We start from the raw sequence: 16,441 nt of genomic DNA, 5'->3' as shown, positions 1-16,441 counted from the left end.
CTTCTTCAGCGGTGCGCCGGCAGAGCCGGGGCCCATCTCACCAAGAGTAATGTGCCGCGAGATTCTGGGTCCCGGCTCGCGCTTCGCGCGTCCGGGACACGAGAACTCAAACCGCCCGCATCCTGACCTTCAACCCGTCCTTCGGCTTCGGGATCGGCCACATCTGCCAGTCCGGCTTGTAGCCGGGCTCCAGCGACACCTCGATGTTCTGCAGGAAGTGCCGGGCGAAACATTTCGCCTGCATGTAGGCGAAGTGCAGGCCGAGGCACATATGCGCGCCGCCGCCGAACGGCACCCAGGCGAAGCGGTGACGATTGCGCTGGGCTTCCTCGGTGAAGCGCAAGGGATCGAACCGATCCGGCTCCGGCCAGATGTCCTTCATGTGGTGCGTAAAGAGCGGATTGACGCCGACGGCCGTGCCTGCGGGGATCGTATAGCCCTTGAAGGTGACATCGCGCATCGCGCGGCGCGGCATCGAGGGTACCGGCGGCTTGATCCGCAGCGCTTCCTTGAAGGCCATCTCCGTCAGCGGCATCTTTTCGAGATCGTCGAAGCTGCTCGGCGCGCCAGGAGCGAGCCCGAGCGCGAGGACCTCCGCGCGCAGCTTGCTCTGCCAGTCCGGATTAGCGGCGAGCTCGCCGATGAAGGACGTCAGCGATGAGGTCAGCGTGTCGTGCGCCGCCATCATCAGGAAGCTCATGTGGTCGATGATGTCCTGCTCGGAGAGCAGTGCGCCGTCCTCGTGGGTGGCGCGGCAGAGGTGCGAGAACAGATCGTCGCCGCCGTGATTGCCGCGACGCAGCGGGATCTGCTCGCGGAAATAGGCGATGATGCGCTTGCGCCCGTTGACGCCGCGCGCCATCTGGGTGCCGGGCAGGGGGCGGCGGATCGGCGCGACGGCGGCCGCGACCATGTCGACGAAGGCGCGGTTGATCTCGTCGACCTCCGGCCCGATATCGGCGCCGAGAAAGGACGCTGCCGCGAGATCGAGCGTGAGCTGCTTCATCGCCGGATAAAGCTGCATCTCGCCGGGCCTGGCTTTCCACTGCGCGACTCGCGCCGAAATGCCGCGGTCGAGATCGCTGAGATAGGACTTCATCGGCCCCGACTTGAACGCGACCGACAGCGCCTTGCGGTGCAGCCTGTGCTCGTCGAAGTCGAGCAGCATCAATCCGCGCGGAAACAGCAGCCCAAGCACGTTGTTCCAGCCGTGGGTCGACGAGAACAGCTTCTGCTGGTCGAACAGCACGAGCTCGTTCGCTTCGGGTCCGAGCAGCACGATGTTGGTTTCGCCGAAAATGTGGGTGCGATAGACAAGCCCGTATTTGGCGCCGTTTTGCTCGATATGCCCCTTCGGGTCCGCGAGCACCTGAAACGTCTTGCCGATGATCGGCCAGCCTTCGTCGCCCGGGATATGCGTCAGCTGATTCCGCTTGGGCGCGGTGTAGGCGAGCTCAGGCGAGGCCACATTCTGCATCGACATGACGAATGCTCCGGTTGGCTGACCGACAGGAATCGCGCGACCGCGGCAACAATACGGCCTGCGCCAGGCCGATCATCGGCAGCATAGCACAGGCCAGGATGTCTTGCTTGTGAACGTCGTTACATGCGTAGCGCAGGAGCCTAGCGCTTGGCTGCTTCCTTCTGCAAATCCGGGGCGTTGACGGCGGGAATCGCGACCCGGCCTGGACCGGTGACCTTCAACGCCTCGGCCGCTTTCTCGTTCTGCATGATCTTGGCCATCACGGCCTGACCGGCGCGCTCGAAAATCGCGCGGTTCTCGATCACGAATTTTTGCGACTTGCGCAGGCCATCGATGTAGCCGTTGATCTCCGGCACGACGTAGCGCGCGACCATGTCCCAGCTTCGGCGCGTCGCTTCCGGATTGGCCCAGTCGTGCACGAAGCCGATGATGGCGCCGACGCCGCCGGACAGGTCAATCACGTTCTTGATGGTTTTGACGAGATCGTCAGGCGTGCCGATGGTCGAGGCCGCGCCCTCGACGAAGGCGGTCTTGTCCACGGCCTCGTCGGGCGAGGCGAACGCTTCGAGGCCCGGCCGCTGCAGCGTGCCGACATTATATTCGTTGTGCCAGCGCATCAGCCCGGCACCGGCTTCCTTGCGGGCCTGCTCGCGGCTCTCGGCGATGTGGAAGGTCAGGAGCACGCGCCAGTCGGCGCGGCTGACCGTGGTGCCGTGCTTCTTGGCGGCATCCTCTGCGAACTGCCATTGCTGCTGCAGCGACATCAGGCCCTGCGTCGTCATCGAGCCCAGCGAGATAATGCCGATGCCGTATTTGCCGGCGAGCGTCATGCCCGAAGGCGATATCTGCGAGGCCACCACGAACGGCATCTCTTCCTGCAGCGGCAGCAGCTGGAGCGCGGCGTCGTTCATGGTGAACCAGTCGGTCTTGGCGGTGACGCGCTCGCCGTTGAAGAGGCGGCGGATCACGGCGATCGCTTCATCCTGGCGGTCGCGCTGGGTCATCGGATCGATGCCGAGCGTGTGGGCGTCGGAGGCCAGCGCGCCCGGGCCGGAGCCGAAGATGGCGCGGCCGCCGGTCATGTGGTCGAGCTGCACCATGCGCTGGGCGACGTTGAAGGGATGGTGATAGGGCAGCGACACCACGCCGGTACCGAGCTTGATGCGTTTGGTGCGTTCGCCGGCCGCGGCCAGGAACATCTCGGGCGACGCAATCATCTCCCAGCCGGAGGAGTGATGCTCGCCGCACCAGAACTCGTCATAGCCGAGTGCGTCCAGCTGCTCGACCAGGTCGAGATCGCGCCGGAACTGAAGCATCGGATGCTCCCCGATCGGGTGATGCGGGGCAAGAAAGGCTCCAAACTTCAGGCGCGCCATGGCGTTCTCTCCGGCTGATATTTTCTGTTTTTTAGGTAGACAGAGGCTACGTGCCCGATGCCGCGAACGCAATCGCGCGATGTCCCGCGCCGCGGAATGCAGCTATGTGCTGACGCTGTCTCTTCTCCCTCTCCCCGTTCTTACGGGGAGAGGGTTGGGGTGAGGGGCTTCTCTCCACGCGTGAGATAGTCGTGAGACCTGTACCCCCTCACCCGGAATCCGCGCTTCGCGCGCATTCCGACCTCTCCCCGCAAGCGGGGCGAGGTAAGAACTACCGCGTCATCCTGTTCCACGCATCGAGGCCGGCGATCTTGTACGCTTCCGCCAGCGTCGGATAGTTGAACGTGTTCTGGATGAAATAGTCGATCGTGCCTTTGAGGTTCAGCACGGCCTGGCCGATATGGATCAGCTCGGTGGCGCCTTCGCCCAGGATGTGCACGCCGAGCAGGCGGCGGGTCTTGGTCGAGAAGATCATCTTCATCATGCCGCTGTTCAGCCCCATGATGTGGCCGCGCGAGGTCTCGCGGAAGCGCGCGATGCCGACCTCGTAGGGAATGCCGCGCGTGCGCACCTCTTCTTCGGTGAGGCCCGCGGTCGAGATCTCCGGCACGGAATAAATGCCGTAGGGAAAGAATTCCGGCGGCGCCAGCGGCTCCATGCCGAGCGCGTGGCAGGCGGCGACGCGGCCCTGCTCCATCGAGGTGGAGGCGAGGCTTGGAAAGCCGATCACGTCGCCGGCCGCGTAGATGTGCGGCACGCTGGTCTGCAGCGTCACGGGATCGACCGAGATGCGGCCGCGATGGTCGACGACGATGCCGGCGGCTTCGAGATTGAGCCGGTCGGTGGCGCCGACGCGGCCGGCCGCGAACAGCAGCATCTCGGTGGTGACGTGCCGCCCGTCGGACAGGTTGGTGACGATGCCCTGCGCCGTCTTCTCGATCGAATTGACCTTGGAACCGAGCCGCAGCGCGACGTTGCGGTCGCGCAGCTCGTGCATGAACTCGTCGATCAATTCCTTGTCGATGAAGTCGAGGAAGGTCGGCCGCGGCTCGATCAGGGTCACGGGCACGTCGAGCGCGCTGAAGATGGTGGCGTATTCGACGCCGATCACGCCGGCACCGATGACGGCGAGGCTGCGCGGCAGCTTCGGCAGCTCGATGATCTCGTCGCTGTCGAGCACTGTCGCGCCGTCGAACGGCACATAGTCCGGCCGGAACGGGCGGGTGCCGCAGGCGATCAGGATGAAGGCGGCGGATACCACCTTGGTCTCGCCGATCGCGCTGGTGATCTCGACCTCGTGCGGCGAGACCAGGCGCGCTTCGCCATTGGCGGTGCGGACCAGGTTGCGGCTGAACTGATGCTCGAGCACCTCGACCTCGTGGTCGAGCGTCTTTTGCAGCCGCGTCATCAGATCGCTCGCCGCGATGTCCTGCTTCACCCGGTAGGAGCGGCCGTAGAAGCCGCGCTCGCGCCAGCCGGAGAGATTGAGCACGGTCTCGCGCAGCGTCTTGGACGGGATCGTGCCGGTGTGGACGGAGACGCCGCCGACCCGCCGGCCCTTCTCCACCACCAGCACGGCCTTGCCGAGCTTGGCGCATTGCACCGCGGCCCGGCGCCCCGACGGGCCCGAGCCGATCACCACCATGTCGTAGTCGTACATCGGACGTGCTTCCAAAGGATCTGCGTTCAAAACCCAGCAAAATCAGCGGGAACCGACATGCAGCAATCGGGCCACAGCGGCAAGTCCTACCTCCGAGGTAATCGCGCCGATGACGCCGATCTGCGAGTCTTGCGCGCAAATAAATCGCGGAACGCGAGCGCGAAAATGCATCAAACCGTCACAAAGCCCGTCGATTCGACCCGTCGCTGGTGGGTGCTGGCGATCGTCGTCGCCGCGCAGTTCATGTTCGGCGTCGACGCCTTCATCGTGAATGTCGCCATTCCCACCATCGCGGTCGACTTGCGCGCGACGCCGGCACAGATCGAGTCCGTTATCGCGATATATCTGATTGCTTATGCGACGCTGGTGGTGACCGGCGGCCGCCTCGGCGACATCCACGGCACCAGGAATGTGTTCATCGCCGGCGTGCTCGGCTTCACGGCGACCTCGCTGTGGTGCGGGCTGGCGCAATCGGGCGCGGAGCTGATCCTCGCCCGCCTGGCGCAAGGCGCGACTGCCGCGCTGATGGTGCCGCAGGTGCTGGCGACGTTGCACCTGCTCTTCACCGACGAGACGCGCAGTCGCGCCTTCGGCATCTACGGCATCGTGCTCGGGCTCGCGGGCGCTGCGGGCTTTCTGCTCGGCGGATTGTTGGTCACGATCGACCTCGCGCACACCGGCTGGCGCGCGGTGTTCTTCGTCAACGTGCCCTGCGGGCTCGTCATCGCTGTTGCGGCATGGCGGATCATGCCGACTGTGCCGCGCCGGGCCGGCACCAGGCTCGACATCAGGGGCAGCGTCGTGCTGTTCGCGGGGCTGTTGTGCCTGATCGGCCCGCTGCTGTTCGGCCACGATCTCGGCTGGGCGCCGTGGCTGTGGGGGGTGATGGCGATCGGCGGTGCGATCCTGTTCGCATTCCCAAGGCTCGAGCACGCGGTCGCGCGCGCCGGCGGGATGCCGCTGATCGATCTGACGCTGCTGGCGGACACCGCTTTCCTGCGCGGGCTCGGCGCCGCTTTCTTTTTCTTCGTCGCCAATCTCTCGTTCTATCTGGTGATGACGCTGTTCATGCAGCGCGGCCTGAAGATGGCGCCTCTTGCCGCCGGCCTCGCCTTCGTTCCGCTCGCACTCGCCTTCGTCGTGGCGTCGCGTCACAGCGGCGCACGCGCGAGGCATCGCGGCACCAAGGTGTTGATCGAGGGCTGCGCGTTGCAGATCGCGGGCCTTGCCGCGCTCGCGCTTCTCGCAGACTTGATCGAGGCGCCACCGCCGATCGCGTTCGCGCTCGTCATGCTCATCTTCGGCTATGGCCAGGGCCTGGTGATGGCGCCGCTCTCGGGCGCCGTGTTGTCGACCGTCAAACCCGTCGCGGCAGGCTCGGCGTCCGGCATGTACGGCACCATTGCGCAGATCGGAAATGCGGCCGGAGTGGCCGCAATCGGCGCGGTGTTCTTCGCAATCGAATCGTTGCAATCAGCGCGCGCAGGTTTTCTCGCCTCACTCGCGCTGTTTGCGGCGTTAATCATGATCTGCGCCGCATTCCTGACGTGGATGCGCCGCGCATCTGCACGAAGTTGAGGCACTGCGGTTAATACGTGCGGAAATCTGCGGGTTTTTGCGCGATTCGCGCGGGGCCGAAAGCACACGGTCTTTTCATTTTGCACTGCAGCAACTATCTGGTCTGGGTAAACGTTGAAAGCCGCCCACCAGGAATTTGCCGTGTCGCTAGCCCGTAATGTCGACCTCTTGAGACATCTGCCAAGGATGGATGGTCTGCGCTTGCCCGATTTTGGCGTGAGCACCGACGCGTCCAGCCCGCTGCAGGAAGTCACGGACTTCGGTGACAATCCCGGCGCCTTGCGCATGTTCACGTTCGTGCCGGCGCAATTGCAGAAGCCGCGCGCGCTCGTCGTCGTGCTGCACGGCTGCGGCCAGACGGCAGCGGCTTACGATCTCGGCGCAGGCTGGTCGACGCTCGCGCGCCATTACGGCTTTGCGCTGGTGATGCCCGAGCAGCAGCGCGTCAACAACGGCAATACCTGCTTCAACTGGTTCAATCCGGAAGACACCGCGCGCGACAGCGGCGAGGCGCGTTCGATCCGCGAGATGATCGCGCATATGGTCGGGGCGCACCGGATCGATCCCCGGCGCATCTTCATCACCGGTCTCTCCGCCGGCGGCGGCATGGCCTCGGTGATGCTCGCGACCTATCCGGAAGTGTTCGCGGCCGGCGCGATCATCGCGGGCCTTCCTTACGGCATCGCGTCGAATCTGCGCGAGGCGCTGGACGGCATGTTCCACTCGCCCGCGCGGCCCGAGCGCGAGCTCGGCGATTTCGTGCGGCGGGCGTCCCATCATCGCGGGCCCTGGCCGAAGGTGTCGGTATGGCACGGCAGCGCCGATCGCACCGTCAATCCCGGCAATGCCAACGAGATCGTCAAGCAGTGGCTCGATTTGCACGATCTGCCGATGACGCCGATGGCCGAGACCAATGTCGACGGCTATCCGCGCCAGGCATGGTGGAACAAGGACGGCGAGACGCTGGTCGAATTCTACGCCATCACCGGCATGGCGCACGGCACGCCGCTTGGGCTTGCCGACAACGACCAGCGCTACGGCGTCGAAGGCGCGTTCCTGATCGAGGCCGGCATTTCGTCGTCCTATCACATCGCAAAGTTCTTCGGTCTCACCGGCTGGGTTCAGGACGCGAAGAAGGCGGATGCCAAGGCGGCGCCAGCGCGTTCGCCCGCGCCGCATCTTGCCCGCACCATCCGTGCGAAGGTCGCTGACGAACAGGCCGAGCCGAAGCGCGAGCAATCCCGCGGTTTCGATCTCGGCCAGATCATCACGCGCGCGCTGACGGCCGCGGGATTGATGAAGTAGGTCAGGCCGTCGCGCCGATGATCTCGATCGGCGTCGCCGTCACCTCGCCGCCGGCCGCCACCTTCCGCGTCATCTCCGCATAGGCCTTGAAGAAGTCGCGCGACTGCAGCGTCTTCTGCGCGGCCTCATCGGTGACGCTGGCGAGATGGAAGTAATGGCCGTCGTCGCGGTTCTTCAGGACGCGGTAGCCGATCCGCCCTTTCAGCTCCGGATCGTTGTCGATTGCCTTGATGAAGCGGCCGATCTCCTGGTGCCAGGCCTCCGTCGTGCCGTTCTTGAATTCGTACTTGATCATGAAGTGCTTCATGTGACGCTCCCTGTTCGCTGTGCACCATCATCTGCGGCCCGTGAGCCATCCTGCAAGTACGGACAAAATTGATAGTATGGACTTTTTCGCCGTCGCTCCTATCCTCTCTGCCATAGCGTTTTCAAGCGAAGTGGATCCCGGTTCGCGTCAAGAAAACGCGTCAGAACAAAAAGGGGAGGAGACGACATGGCAAAAGCTCCCGCGCGCGCCTGTCCGGTCGCAGCCTTTCAAAAGATGATCAGCGGCAAGTACAAGCTGCGCATCGTCTGGGATCTCAAGGACGGCCCGCGCCGCTATGGCGAGATCCGCAGCGGCTTGCTGCGCGGCACGTCAGGCAGCGCGGAGATCACCCCGCGCGTGCTCAGCCGCGAATTGAAGGCGCTCACGGAAAGCGGACTGATCGATCGCAAGGATTTTGGCGAGGTGCCGCCGAAGGTCGAGTATCGCCTCACCCGCAAGGGCAAGAGCTTTGTGCCCGTGGTGGCGGCGATCCGCGAGTGGGGCGAGCGCAATCTCGACGAGACCGCAGCGCTCGCAGACGCCGCGGAATAAACTTACATCTCGCCGGTGATGAACGGATTGGTCATCCGCTCCTGGCCGATGCTCGAGCCGGCGCCGTGGCCGCAGATGAAGCCGACATCGTCGCCGAGCGGCAGCAGCTTCGTCATGATCGAGTCGATCAGCGTGGCGTGACTGCCGCCGGGCAGATCGGTGCGTCCGACCGAGCCCGCGAACAAGACGTCGCCGACATGGGCAAAGCGCAGATCCTTGTTGAAGAACACCACGCTGCCCGGCGAGTGACCGGGGCAATGCAGGACGTCGAATTTCAACGCGCCGATCGAGACGGTGTCGCCCTCGTCGAGCCAGCGGTCCGGCTCGAAATTGCGCCCGCCCGTCATGCCGAAGCGCGCGCCGCTCTCGACCACGTTGTCGAGCAGGTATTTGTCCGCGACATGCGGGCCCTCGATCGGCACCTTCAGCGCATCGCGCAATTCGGCCGCGCCGCCGACATGGTCGATATGGCCGTGGGTGAGCCAGATCTTCTCGACGGTGACGCCGGTCTGCTTGATCGCTTCGAGGATCTTCGGCACGTCGCCGCCGGGGTCGATCACCACGGCCTTCTTGCCGGGCTCGTCCCAGATGATGGTGCAATTCTGCTCGAACGGCGTCACGGGGACGATGATCGCGCCGGCCTTGGCCTGTTGGGTGTCGCTTTGCTCGGTCATGGCGCCACAATGCCGATTTTTGCTGCGCCGCCAAGCAAAATAGTCGTGGTCCGCCGGCGGAACAGCCGCCCCCGCCGTCACACGGCCGTCCCAATTCGGCTGCTGGTTTGAACCGGGACGTTGCTTCCGCGTTCTCTCGCGCGAGGCACAGATTTCCGGGTGGGGTTTCCGAGATGGCTCAGGGCAGCGAGAACTGGTGGCGCGACGGCATCTTCTATCAGATCTATCCGCGCTCCTTTCAGGACAGTGACGGCGACGGCGTTGGCGATCTCGCCGGCATCTTGCGGCGTCTTCCTTACGTGAAATCGCTTGGCGTCGACGCGATCTGGCTGTCGCCGATCTTCCCCTCGCCGATGGCCGATTTCGGCTATGACATCTCCGACTATACCGGCATCGATCCGCTGTTCGGCACGATGGCCGATTTCGATGCGCTGCTCGCGGCCGCGCATGACCATGGTCTGAAGCTGATCCTCGACCTCGTGCCGAACCACACCTCCGACCAGCATCCCTGGTTCGTCGAGAGCCGCGCCTCGCGCGATAATCCCAAGCGCGACTGGTACATCTGGCGCGACCCGGCCCCCGATGGCGGCGTCCCGAACAACTGGCTGTCCGAGTTCGGCGGCAGCGCATGGCAGGTCGACGCCGCGACCGGCCAATATTACTACCACGCCTTCCTCGCGCAGCAGCCCGACCTCAACTGGCGCAATCCGGAGGTGCGCGCCGCGATCTACGACGTGATGCGGTTCTGGCTGGAGAAGGGCGTCGACGGCTTTCGCGTCGACGTGATCTGGCACCTGATCAAGGATGCCGAGTTCCGCGACAATCCGCCCAACCCGCATTATGTCGAGGGGCGGCCGCCGAACGAAAAAATCCTCACCCAATATTCCACCGACCAGCCGGAGGTGTTCGATGTCATCGCCGAGATGCGGCGGGTCACCGATGCCTTTGGCGCGCGCGTCCTGATCGGCGAGGTCTATCTGCCGCTGCATCGTCTGATGGCCTATTACGGCAATGATCTCACCGGCGCGCAGATGCCGTTCAATTTCGCGCTGCTTTCGACCTTCTGGAGTGCGCGCTCGATCGAAAAGATCATCGACGACTACGAGAAGGCGTTGCCCAGGGGCGCCTGGCCGAACTGGGTGCTCGGCAATCACGATCGCCCGCGCGTGGCCAGCCGCGTCGGGCCCGAGCAGGCCCGCGTCGCCGCGATGCTGCTGCTGACCCTGCGCGGCACGCCCACGCTCTATTATGGCGACGAGATCGGTATGCATCAGCTCGCGATCGCGCCCGAGGATGTGCAGGACCCCTTCGAGAAGAACGTGCCCGGCATCGGGGTGGGGCGCGACGGCTGCCGCACGCCGATGCAATGGGATTCGTCCGATTTCTCCGGCTTCTCGGAAACGAGGCCGTGGCTGCCGCTGCCGGAGGATCACATCCACGAAAACGTCGTCAACCTCGAGGCCGACACGCGCTCGATCCTGAGCCTGTACAAGCGCCTGATCGAGTTGCGGAAGAATTCACCCGCGCTGGTCGCCGGCGACTATCATCCGATCGCCGCGCAAGGCGATCTGCTGGTCTATCGCCGCGAGGCCGAGGGCAGGGCGCTCCTCATCGTGCTCAATCTCGGCCCCGAGCCGATCGCGGTCACCACCAGCGCGATCCGTTTCGGCAGCGAGATCCTGCTGTCGACGTTCCTGGATCGCGAGGGCGAACGGCTGGAGGGTGTGCTGGATCTTCGCGGCAATGAAGGTGTGGTGGTGGTGCCGCCGGCCTGAACGGAAGGGTAAGGCGTTAGCGTCGTTCTCCAGTGTCGTCCCGGCGAAGGCCGGGACCCATACCGCGTGATCCATCTGTCGCGATTGGTCGGAGTACCGAACGACGAGTCTTCGCCAAATGTCGCCCAGTGGTTATGGGTCCCGGCCTTCGCCGGGACGACGACGGTGTGTGCGGCTAACGTGTGCGCCCCTTCCTCACCGTCGTCGCGTCGACATCGCTCCGCTTCAGCAAATAATCCAGCCCGCCGACGCGGTACCAGCGATAGCCATAGGGCTCCAGCACAATGCGGTGCTGGCCGCGCTTGTCGGCGTGGCTATGATCTTCCGCGAGCAGGTTGATCAGGTGCTCGCCGGCATCGCCGGGCAGGCCGGCCGAGAACGCCGTCTCGCGCGGCTTCTCGTCGAGGTTATGCACGAACAGCACCGAATTGCTGCGCCAGTCATAGCGGATGATGAACACGGCCGGATCGCGGGTCGGGATGATCGCAAAGTCGCCCCAGCCGATCTCGGGTACCTCCTTGCGCATGCGGACGATGCGCTCGGTCCAGTTCAACATCGAATTCGGATCGCGCCGCTGTCTGGCGACGTTGACGTGCTCGTAGCCGTAAGGCCCCGTGTCGATGACGGGATTGGCCGGCTTGCTGTTCTTGGTGAAGCCGCCATTGGGTTCGGTCGACCATTGCATCGGCGTGCGCGCGCAGTTGCGTTCGGGCAGCGAGAGATCGTCGCCCATCGCGATCTCGTCGCCGTAGCGGATCACGGGCGTCCCCGGCAGCGTGCACATCAGGCTGTAGGCAAGCTCGAGCCGCCTGCGATCGCCGCCGAGCATCGGCGCAAGCCTGCGGCGGATGCCGCGATCGTAGAGCTGCATGTCCTTGTCGGGACCAAATGCGTTGAACACGGTCTCGCGCTGCGCCTTGGTCAGGCGTCCGAGATCGAGCTCGTCGTGATTGCGCAGGAACAGGCCCCATTGCGCCGAAGCCGGCCGTGGCTTTGTCGCTTTCAACGCCTTGGCCAGAGGTCGTGAGTCGCCGGAAGCCAGTGCATAGAACAGATGCTGGTTGACGTGGAAGTTGAACATCATGTGCATGCGGTCGGCGTCGCGGCCGAAATACTCCATGTCCGTTTCCGGCAGCACATTGGCTTCGGCCAGGATGATCGCGTCACCCTCCCGCCATTGCAGGAATTCGCGGAAGCTGCGCAGCATGTCGTATTGCTCGACCGGCTTCGTCACCTTGGCGCCCTTGGTCGAGATCACGAACGGCACGGCGTCCATGCGGAAGCCGGAGACGCCGAGCTGGATCCAGAAGCCCATGATCTTCAAAATCTCCGCCTGCACATGCGGGTTCGACGTGTTGAGATCGGGCTGGAAATCGTAGAAGCGGTGGAAGAACCAGGCGCCGGCGTCCTTGTCGCGCGTCCAGGTCGATTTCTGCACGCCGGGAAACACCATGCCCTTGTTGGCGTTGGCCGGCTTCTTGTCGGACCACACATACCAGTCGCGATAGGGCGAGTTCCTGTCGCGGCGCGCTTCCTTGAACCAGTGATGCTGGTCGGAGGTGTGGTTGACGACGAGGTCGATGATGACGCGGATGCCGCGCTGTTTGCAGCCATGGGTGAACGCGACGAAATCGCCGAGCGTGCCGTAGCGGGAATCGACGCTGTAATAGTCGGCGATGTCGTAGCCGTCATCGCGGCCCGGCGAGGTCTGGAACGGCATCAGCCAGATCGTGGTGATGCCGAGGCCGTGCAGATAATCAAGCCGGCGCAACAGTCCCTTGAAATCGCCGACACCGTCGCCATCGGCGTCCATATAGGTGCCGACGGAGAGGCAATAGATGATGGCGTTCTTGTACCAGAGATCGTCGATCATGCGCGCGCGGCCTCGGTGGTTCCGCCGAGGAGCGGCGGCTGCGTGATAAGCGCGTGCGGGAGGGGAGGTTCCGCATCTTCGTCGTCCCGGCGAAGGCCGGGACCCATACCGCGTGATCCATCGATGCTGTTGGTAGAAGTACCGAACGGCGAATCTTCGCCAAACTTCTCCCTGTGGTTATGGGTCCCCGCCTTCGCGGGGACGACAGCGGAGAATGAGGCCGCAGCATGCCTCATCGGCTAGTGTCCGCTTCCACTGGAATCGGCTACTCTCTCCCCATGGACAGCCCCGCCCGCATCGCCCTCGTGCCGCCGCCGGACCGTCGTCAATCCGAGACGGCGCTCGCGATCGCGCGCGGCACGGCGCGGCTGTTACGCTCGCTCGGCTTTTCCTGCATCAGCGAAATGCCGCTGCCGTCGGGGCGGCGCGCTGATCTCGTCGCGCTGAATGAGCGCGGTGAGATCTGGATCGTCGAGATCAAATCATCGGTGGAGGATCTGCGCGCCGATCAGAAATGGCACGAATACCGCGCCCATTGCGACCGGCTGTTCTTCGCCTTCACGCAGGATCTGCCCTGCGAGATTTTCCCCGAGGGCACCGGCCTGATCATCGCGGACGCCTATGGCGCGCACATGCAGTGCGAGGCGCCCGAGCACAAGATCGCAGCCGCCACGCGCAAGCAGATGACGGTGCGGTTCGGCATGGCGGCGGCGTTGCGGATCAACCGCCTGGTCGATCCGCAGGGGCACGCGGATTTTTGGGAATGAATTCGTAGGATGGGTAGAGCGAAGCGAAACCCATCACTTTCAATGCAAGCCGCGAAGACGGTGGGTTTCGCTTCGCTCTACCCACCCTACGAGACCGTGACCGCGGAGACCGTTACCGCGGCGCGCGCTTGGCCAGAATCCGCTGCAGCGTACGGCGGTGCATGTTCAGCCTCCGCGCCGTTTCCGAGACGTTACGGTTGCACATTTCGTAGATGCGCTGGATGTGTTCCCAGCGCACGCGGTCGGCCGACATCGGGTTCGCCGGCAGCTCGGACTTTTCAGCGCTGGTCGAGAGCAGCGCGGCGACGACGTCGTCGGCATCCGCGGGCTTCGAGAGATAATCGATCGCGCCCATCTTCACCGCGGTGACGGCGGTGGCGATGTTGCCATAGCCGGTCAGCACGATGGCGCGGGCTTCGGGACGCTTCTTCTTCAGCGCGGAGACGACGTCGAGGCCGTTGCCGTCACCGAGGCGAAGATCGACCACGGCGAAGGCCGGTGCGGACTTGCCGATCTGCGCGAGACCATCGGAGACCGTGTCACATGACGTCACCGCAAAGCCGCGTGTCTCCATGGCGCGCGACAGGCGCTCCAGAAACGGCTTGTCGTCCTCCACGATGAGAAGCGAGCGGTCGGTCTGTTCGTTCAGTTCGGCGATGGCGTTCAAGGTTTTGTCCTCTCTCCTGCACATCCACATATGGCGTCGCAATCAGGCGGTGCCAAGGCCGCCAATAGTCGATCAAGCCTCATGTGCGACGCAAGGTCGCGCCCTATCCTATTGTTTCTTCTAGGCTCTCGATAGTCTCAAAACGCTCCCTGGGCCACGCGATCTGGACCACCGCACCGTGTTCCGGAAACGTCCGATTGGTAAACGAGACCTTGGCGCCGGTGCGTTCGAGCAGCGTGCGGGCGATGAACACACCGAGCCCGAGGCCACCGCCGGCATCCTGGGTGCGCCGCCGCGACAGATAGGGCTCGCCGATCCGGTTCATGAGATCGGGCGGAATGCCGGGGCCGTCGTCGGAGATCACGATCTCGATCGTCTCATTGTTCCACCACGCGTTGACCTCGACCGTGGAGTTGGCGAAATCGACGGCGTTCTCGATGATGTTGCCGACGCCATAGAGCACCGCCGGATTGCGTGATCCGACCGGCTCGGCCGTCGCGGCCACCGCAATCCGTACCTTGATGTCGACGCCGAAGTCGCGGTGCGGTGCCACCACCTCTTCGATCAGCTCCGACAGCTTCATGCGGTCGAACGGCGCGCCGCTGGAGGAGAGCTGGGTGATCTTGCTCAAAATGTCGCGGCAGCGTTGCGTCTGCTCGCGCAAGGTCTTCAGGTCCGCCGCGAAGACCGGGTCCGTCACGGTCTTTTCCAGCTCGCGCGAAATCAGGAAGATGGTCGCAAGCGGCGTGCCGAGCTCGTGCGCGGCGGCCGCGGCCAGGCCGTCGAGCTGGGTCAAATGCTGCTCGCGCGTCAGCACCAGCTCGGTCGCGGCCAGCGCGTCGGCAAGCTTGCGTGCCTCCTCGGTCACCTGGAACGAGTAGAGGCTGGTGACGCCGATCGCCAGCACGATCGATAGCCAGACACCGACCAGATAGATCGGCGGCAGCACCACGGGATCTTCGGAGTCCCATGGCAGCGGGAAATGAAAGAAGAACAGGATCGAGGCACACGCCACGGCCAGAAGGCCGAGTGCGAACGTCAGCCGGGCCGGCAGCGCGGTGGCGGAAATCAGGACAGGCGCGAGAAACAGGAACGAGAACGGGTTCTGCAATCCACCGGTAAAGAACAGCAGCCCGGCCAGTTCCACGATGTTCAGCGCCAGCAATCCGGCCGCGTGAAGCGGCGCCAGCCGCTGCATCGGGTTGGCCACGGTCTGCAGAGCCAGGTTGAGCGCGGCCGACAGGCCGATGATGCTGACACAGGGGACAATCGCGACATCGAACTCGAGCCCCTGCGCCACGATGAAGATCGCGGCGAGCTGGCCCAGCACCGCGAGCCAGCGCAGCCGCAGGATGGTGTCCAGGCGGATGTGTCGTTGCGACGGGCGGAAGTCGGAAGCGGCGGTCTCGGTCATTGCAGGCCAATCTAGCGGTGCGCGTGTCCTATCACAAACACGCTGGCCCACTGATTCCAACGAGTTACAAGCCTTGGACCTACAAGTCTTGGAGTTACAGGCCTTTGAGTTACAAGTCTTGCGCTCCACCGCGCAATGGCGGAAGAACGCCCTTAGCATGACTGAGAACTCCAAGGCTTCAAGTCGGCCGACTGTCGCGGACAGCACATTGTCCGCGGCCATCGAGGTCGATCGCCTGGTCAAGCTCTACAAGCAGACCCGTGCGGTGGACGGCATCTCCTTTTCGCTGTCCCGCGGCAGCATCACCGGGCTGCTCGGCGGCAACGGCGCCGGCAAGACCACCACCATCGCGATGATCATGGGCCTGGTGCTGCCGACCTCGGGCCGTGTGCAGGTGCTCGGGCATCGGATGCCCGAGGAGAGCGCGGCCGTGCTCGGGCGGATGAACTTCGAAAGCCCCTATGTCGACATGCCGATGCGGCTCACGGTGCGGCAGAACCTCACCATTTTCGGCAAGCTCTATGCGGTCAGGAATCTCCCGGACCGCATCGCAAAGCTCGCCCATGATCTCGATCTCAGCGACTTCATCGACCGCGCCAACGGCAAGCTGTCCGCCGGGCAGAAGACCCGCGTCGCACTGGCGAAGGCGCTGATCAACGAGCCCGAGCTGTTGCTGCTGGACGAGCCGACCGCCTCGCTCGACCCTGATACGGCGGACTGGGTCCGTGCGCATCTGGAGCGCTATCGCAAGGACAATAATGCCACCATCCTCTTGGCCTCGCACAACATGCTCGAGGTCGAGCGACTCTGCGACCGCGTCATCATCATGAAGCGCGGCCGCGTCGAGGACGACGACACGCCCGACGCCATCATGGCCCGCTACAACCGCACCACGCTGGAGGAGGTGTTTCTGGACGTCGCACGCGGGCGGGCGAACGGGACGAAGGAGGGAGCGCAATGAGGGGACCTCTCCACGATTGTTCTATCCGCGCGCACAGCCGTCATCCTGA

At 64.4% G+C, this 16,441-nt stretch carries 14 protein-coding genes; 6 read left to right on the top strand and 8 right to left on the bottom strand.

Features of this window, described 5'->3' with window-relative positions:
- Positions 1-106: 106 nt before the first annotated feature.
- The 3 genes from NLM32_RS45475 to sthA form a co-directional block, all read right to left on the bottom strand.
- Positions 107-1,483 (bottom strand): cytochrome P450, encoded by a 1,377-nt coding sequence (locus NLM32_RS45475; protein WP_254135134.1) that lies wholly within the window; start codon positions 1,481-1,483, stop codon positions 107-109.
- 140 nt (positions 1,484-1,623) lie between these two features.
- Positions 1,624-2,859 (bottom strand): LLM class flavin-dependent oxidoreductase, encoded by a 1,236-nt coding sequence (locus tag NLM32_RS45470; RefSeq protein ID WP_254135133.1) that lies wholly within the window; start codon positions 2,857-2,859, stop codon positions 1,624-1,626.
- Between the two features lie 271 nt (positions 2,860-3,130).
- Entirely contained in the window at positions 3,131-4,519 is a 1,389-nt protein-coding gene (gene sthA, locus NLM32_RS45465; protein ID WP_254135132.1) for a Si-specific NAD(P)(+) transhydrogenase, read from the bottom strand.
- 165 nt (positions 4,520-4,684) lie between these two features.
- On the opposite strand from sthA, the gene NLM32_RS45460 reads away from it, so the two are divergent.
- Complete coding sequence (locus tag NLM32_RS45460) at positions 4,685-6,097, top strand: MFS transporter (protein ID WP_254135131.1); 1,413 nt, start codon at positions 4,685-4,687, stop codon at positions 6,095-6,097.
- A gap of 141 nt (positions 6,098-6,238) precedes the next feature.
- Positions 6,239-7,402 carry a PHB depolymerase family esterase gene (locus tag NLM32_RS45455; RefSeq protein ID WP_254135130.1) on the top strand — a complete coding sequence of 388 codons (1,164 nt, stop codon included), beginning with the start codon at positions 6,239-6,241 and terminating at the stop codon, positions 7,400-7,402.
- Between the two features lies 1 nt (position 7,403).
- Here NLM32_RS45455 and NLM32_RS45450 read toward each other — a convergent pair whose 3' ends face one another.
- Positions 7,404-7,709, bottom strand: coding sequence for a hypothetical protein (locus NLM32_RS45450; protein WP_254135129.1), 306 nt, complete (start codon positions 7,707-7,709; stop codon positions 7,404-7,406).
- A 186-nt stretch (positions 7,710-7,895) separates the two neighbouring features.
- Between NLM32_RS45450 and NLM32_RS45445 the strand changes: the two genes are divergently transcribed.
- Entirely contained in the window at positions 7,896-8,261 is a 366-nt protein-coding gene (locus NLM32_RS45445; RefSeq protein WP_254135128.1) for a helix-turn-helix domain-containing protein, read from the top strand.
- A 2-nt stretch (positions 8,262-8,263) separates the two neighbouring features.
- Here NLM32_RS45445 and NLM32_RS45440 read toward each other — a convergent pair whose 3' ends face one another.
- Positions 8,264-8,935: an MBL fold metallo-hydrolase gene (locus NLM32_RS45440; protein ID WP_254135127.1), complete on the bottom strand. Its 672-nt coding sequence runs from the start codon at positions 8,933-8,935 to the stop codon at positions 8,264-8,266.
- A 173-nt stretch (positions 8,936-9,108) separates the two neighbouring features.
- On the opposite strand from NLM32_RS45440, the gene NLM32_RS45435 reads away from it, so the two are divergent.
- Entirely contained in the window at positions 9,109-10,710 is a 1,602-nt protein-coding gene (locus NLM32_RS45435) for an alpha-amylase family glycosyl hydrolase (protein ID WP_254135126.1), read from the top strand.
- Positions 10,711-10,885: 175 nt separating this feature from the next.
- On the opposite strand, the gene NLM32_RS45430 is transcribed toward NLM32_RS45435, so the two are convergent.
- Entirely contained in the window at positions 10,886-12,583 is a 1,698-nt protein-coding gene (locus NLM32_RS45430) for an alpha-amylase family protein (RefSeq protein ID WP_254135125.1), read from the bottom strand.
- 278 nt (positions 12,584-12,861) lie between these two features.
- Here NLM32_RS45430 and NLM32_RS45425 point away from each other — a divergent pair, with 278 nt between their 5' ends.
- On the top strand, positions 12,862-13,350 hold the full coding sequence (locus NLM32_RS45425; protein ID WP_254135124.1) for an MmcB family DNA repair protein: 489 nt from the start codon (positions 12,862-12,864) through the stop codon (positions 13,348-13,350).
- A 112-nt stretch (positions 13,351-13,462) separates the two neighbouring features.
- On the opposite strand, the gene NLM32_RS45420 is transcribed toward NLM32_RS45425, so the two are convergent.
- A complete protein-coding gene (locus NLM32_RS45420) occupies positions 13,463-14,017 on the bottom strand; it encodes an ActR/PrrA/RegA family redox response regulator transcription factor (RefSeq protein WP_271607750.1) in 555 nt (184 codons plus the stop codon).
- A 103-nt stretch (positions 14,018-14,120) separates the two neighbouring features.
- The gene (locus tag NLM32_RS45415; RefSeq protein ID WP_254135123.1) at positions 14,121-15,431 is read right to left on the bottom strand and encodes an ActS/PrrB/RegB family redox-sensitive histidine kinase; all 1,311 of its coding nucleotides are present in this window, start codon (positions 15,429-15,431) and stop codon (positions 14,121-14,123) included.
- 157 nt (positions 15,432-15,588) lie between these two features.
- On the opposite strand from NLM32_RS45415, the gene NLM32_RS45410 reads away from it, so the two are divergent.
- The gene (locus NLM32_RS45410) at positions 15,589-16,392 is read left to right on the top strand and encodes an ABC transporter ATP-binding protein (RefSeq protein ID WP_254135122.1); all 804 of its coding nucleotides are present in this window, start codon (positions 15,589-15,591) and stop codon (positions 16,390-16,392) included.
- The last annotated feature ends 49 nt before the right edge of the window (positions 16,393-16,441 follow it).

This window comes from Bradyrhizobium sp. CCGUVB14, from assembly GCF_024199935.1.
In the GTDB taxonomy this organism is placed as follows: domain Bacteria; phylum Pseudomonadota; class Alphaproteobacteria; order Rhizobiales; family Xanthobacteraceae; genus Bradyrhizobium.
This window is presented reverse-complemented; position numbering and strand designations above follow the sequence as displayed.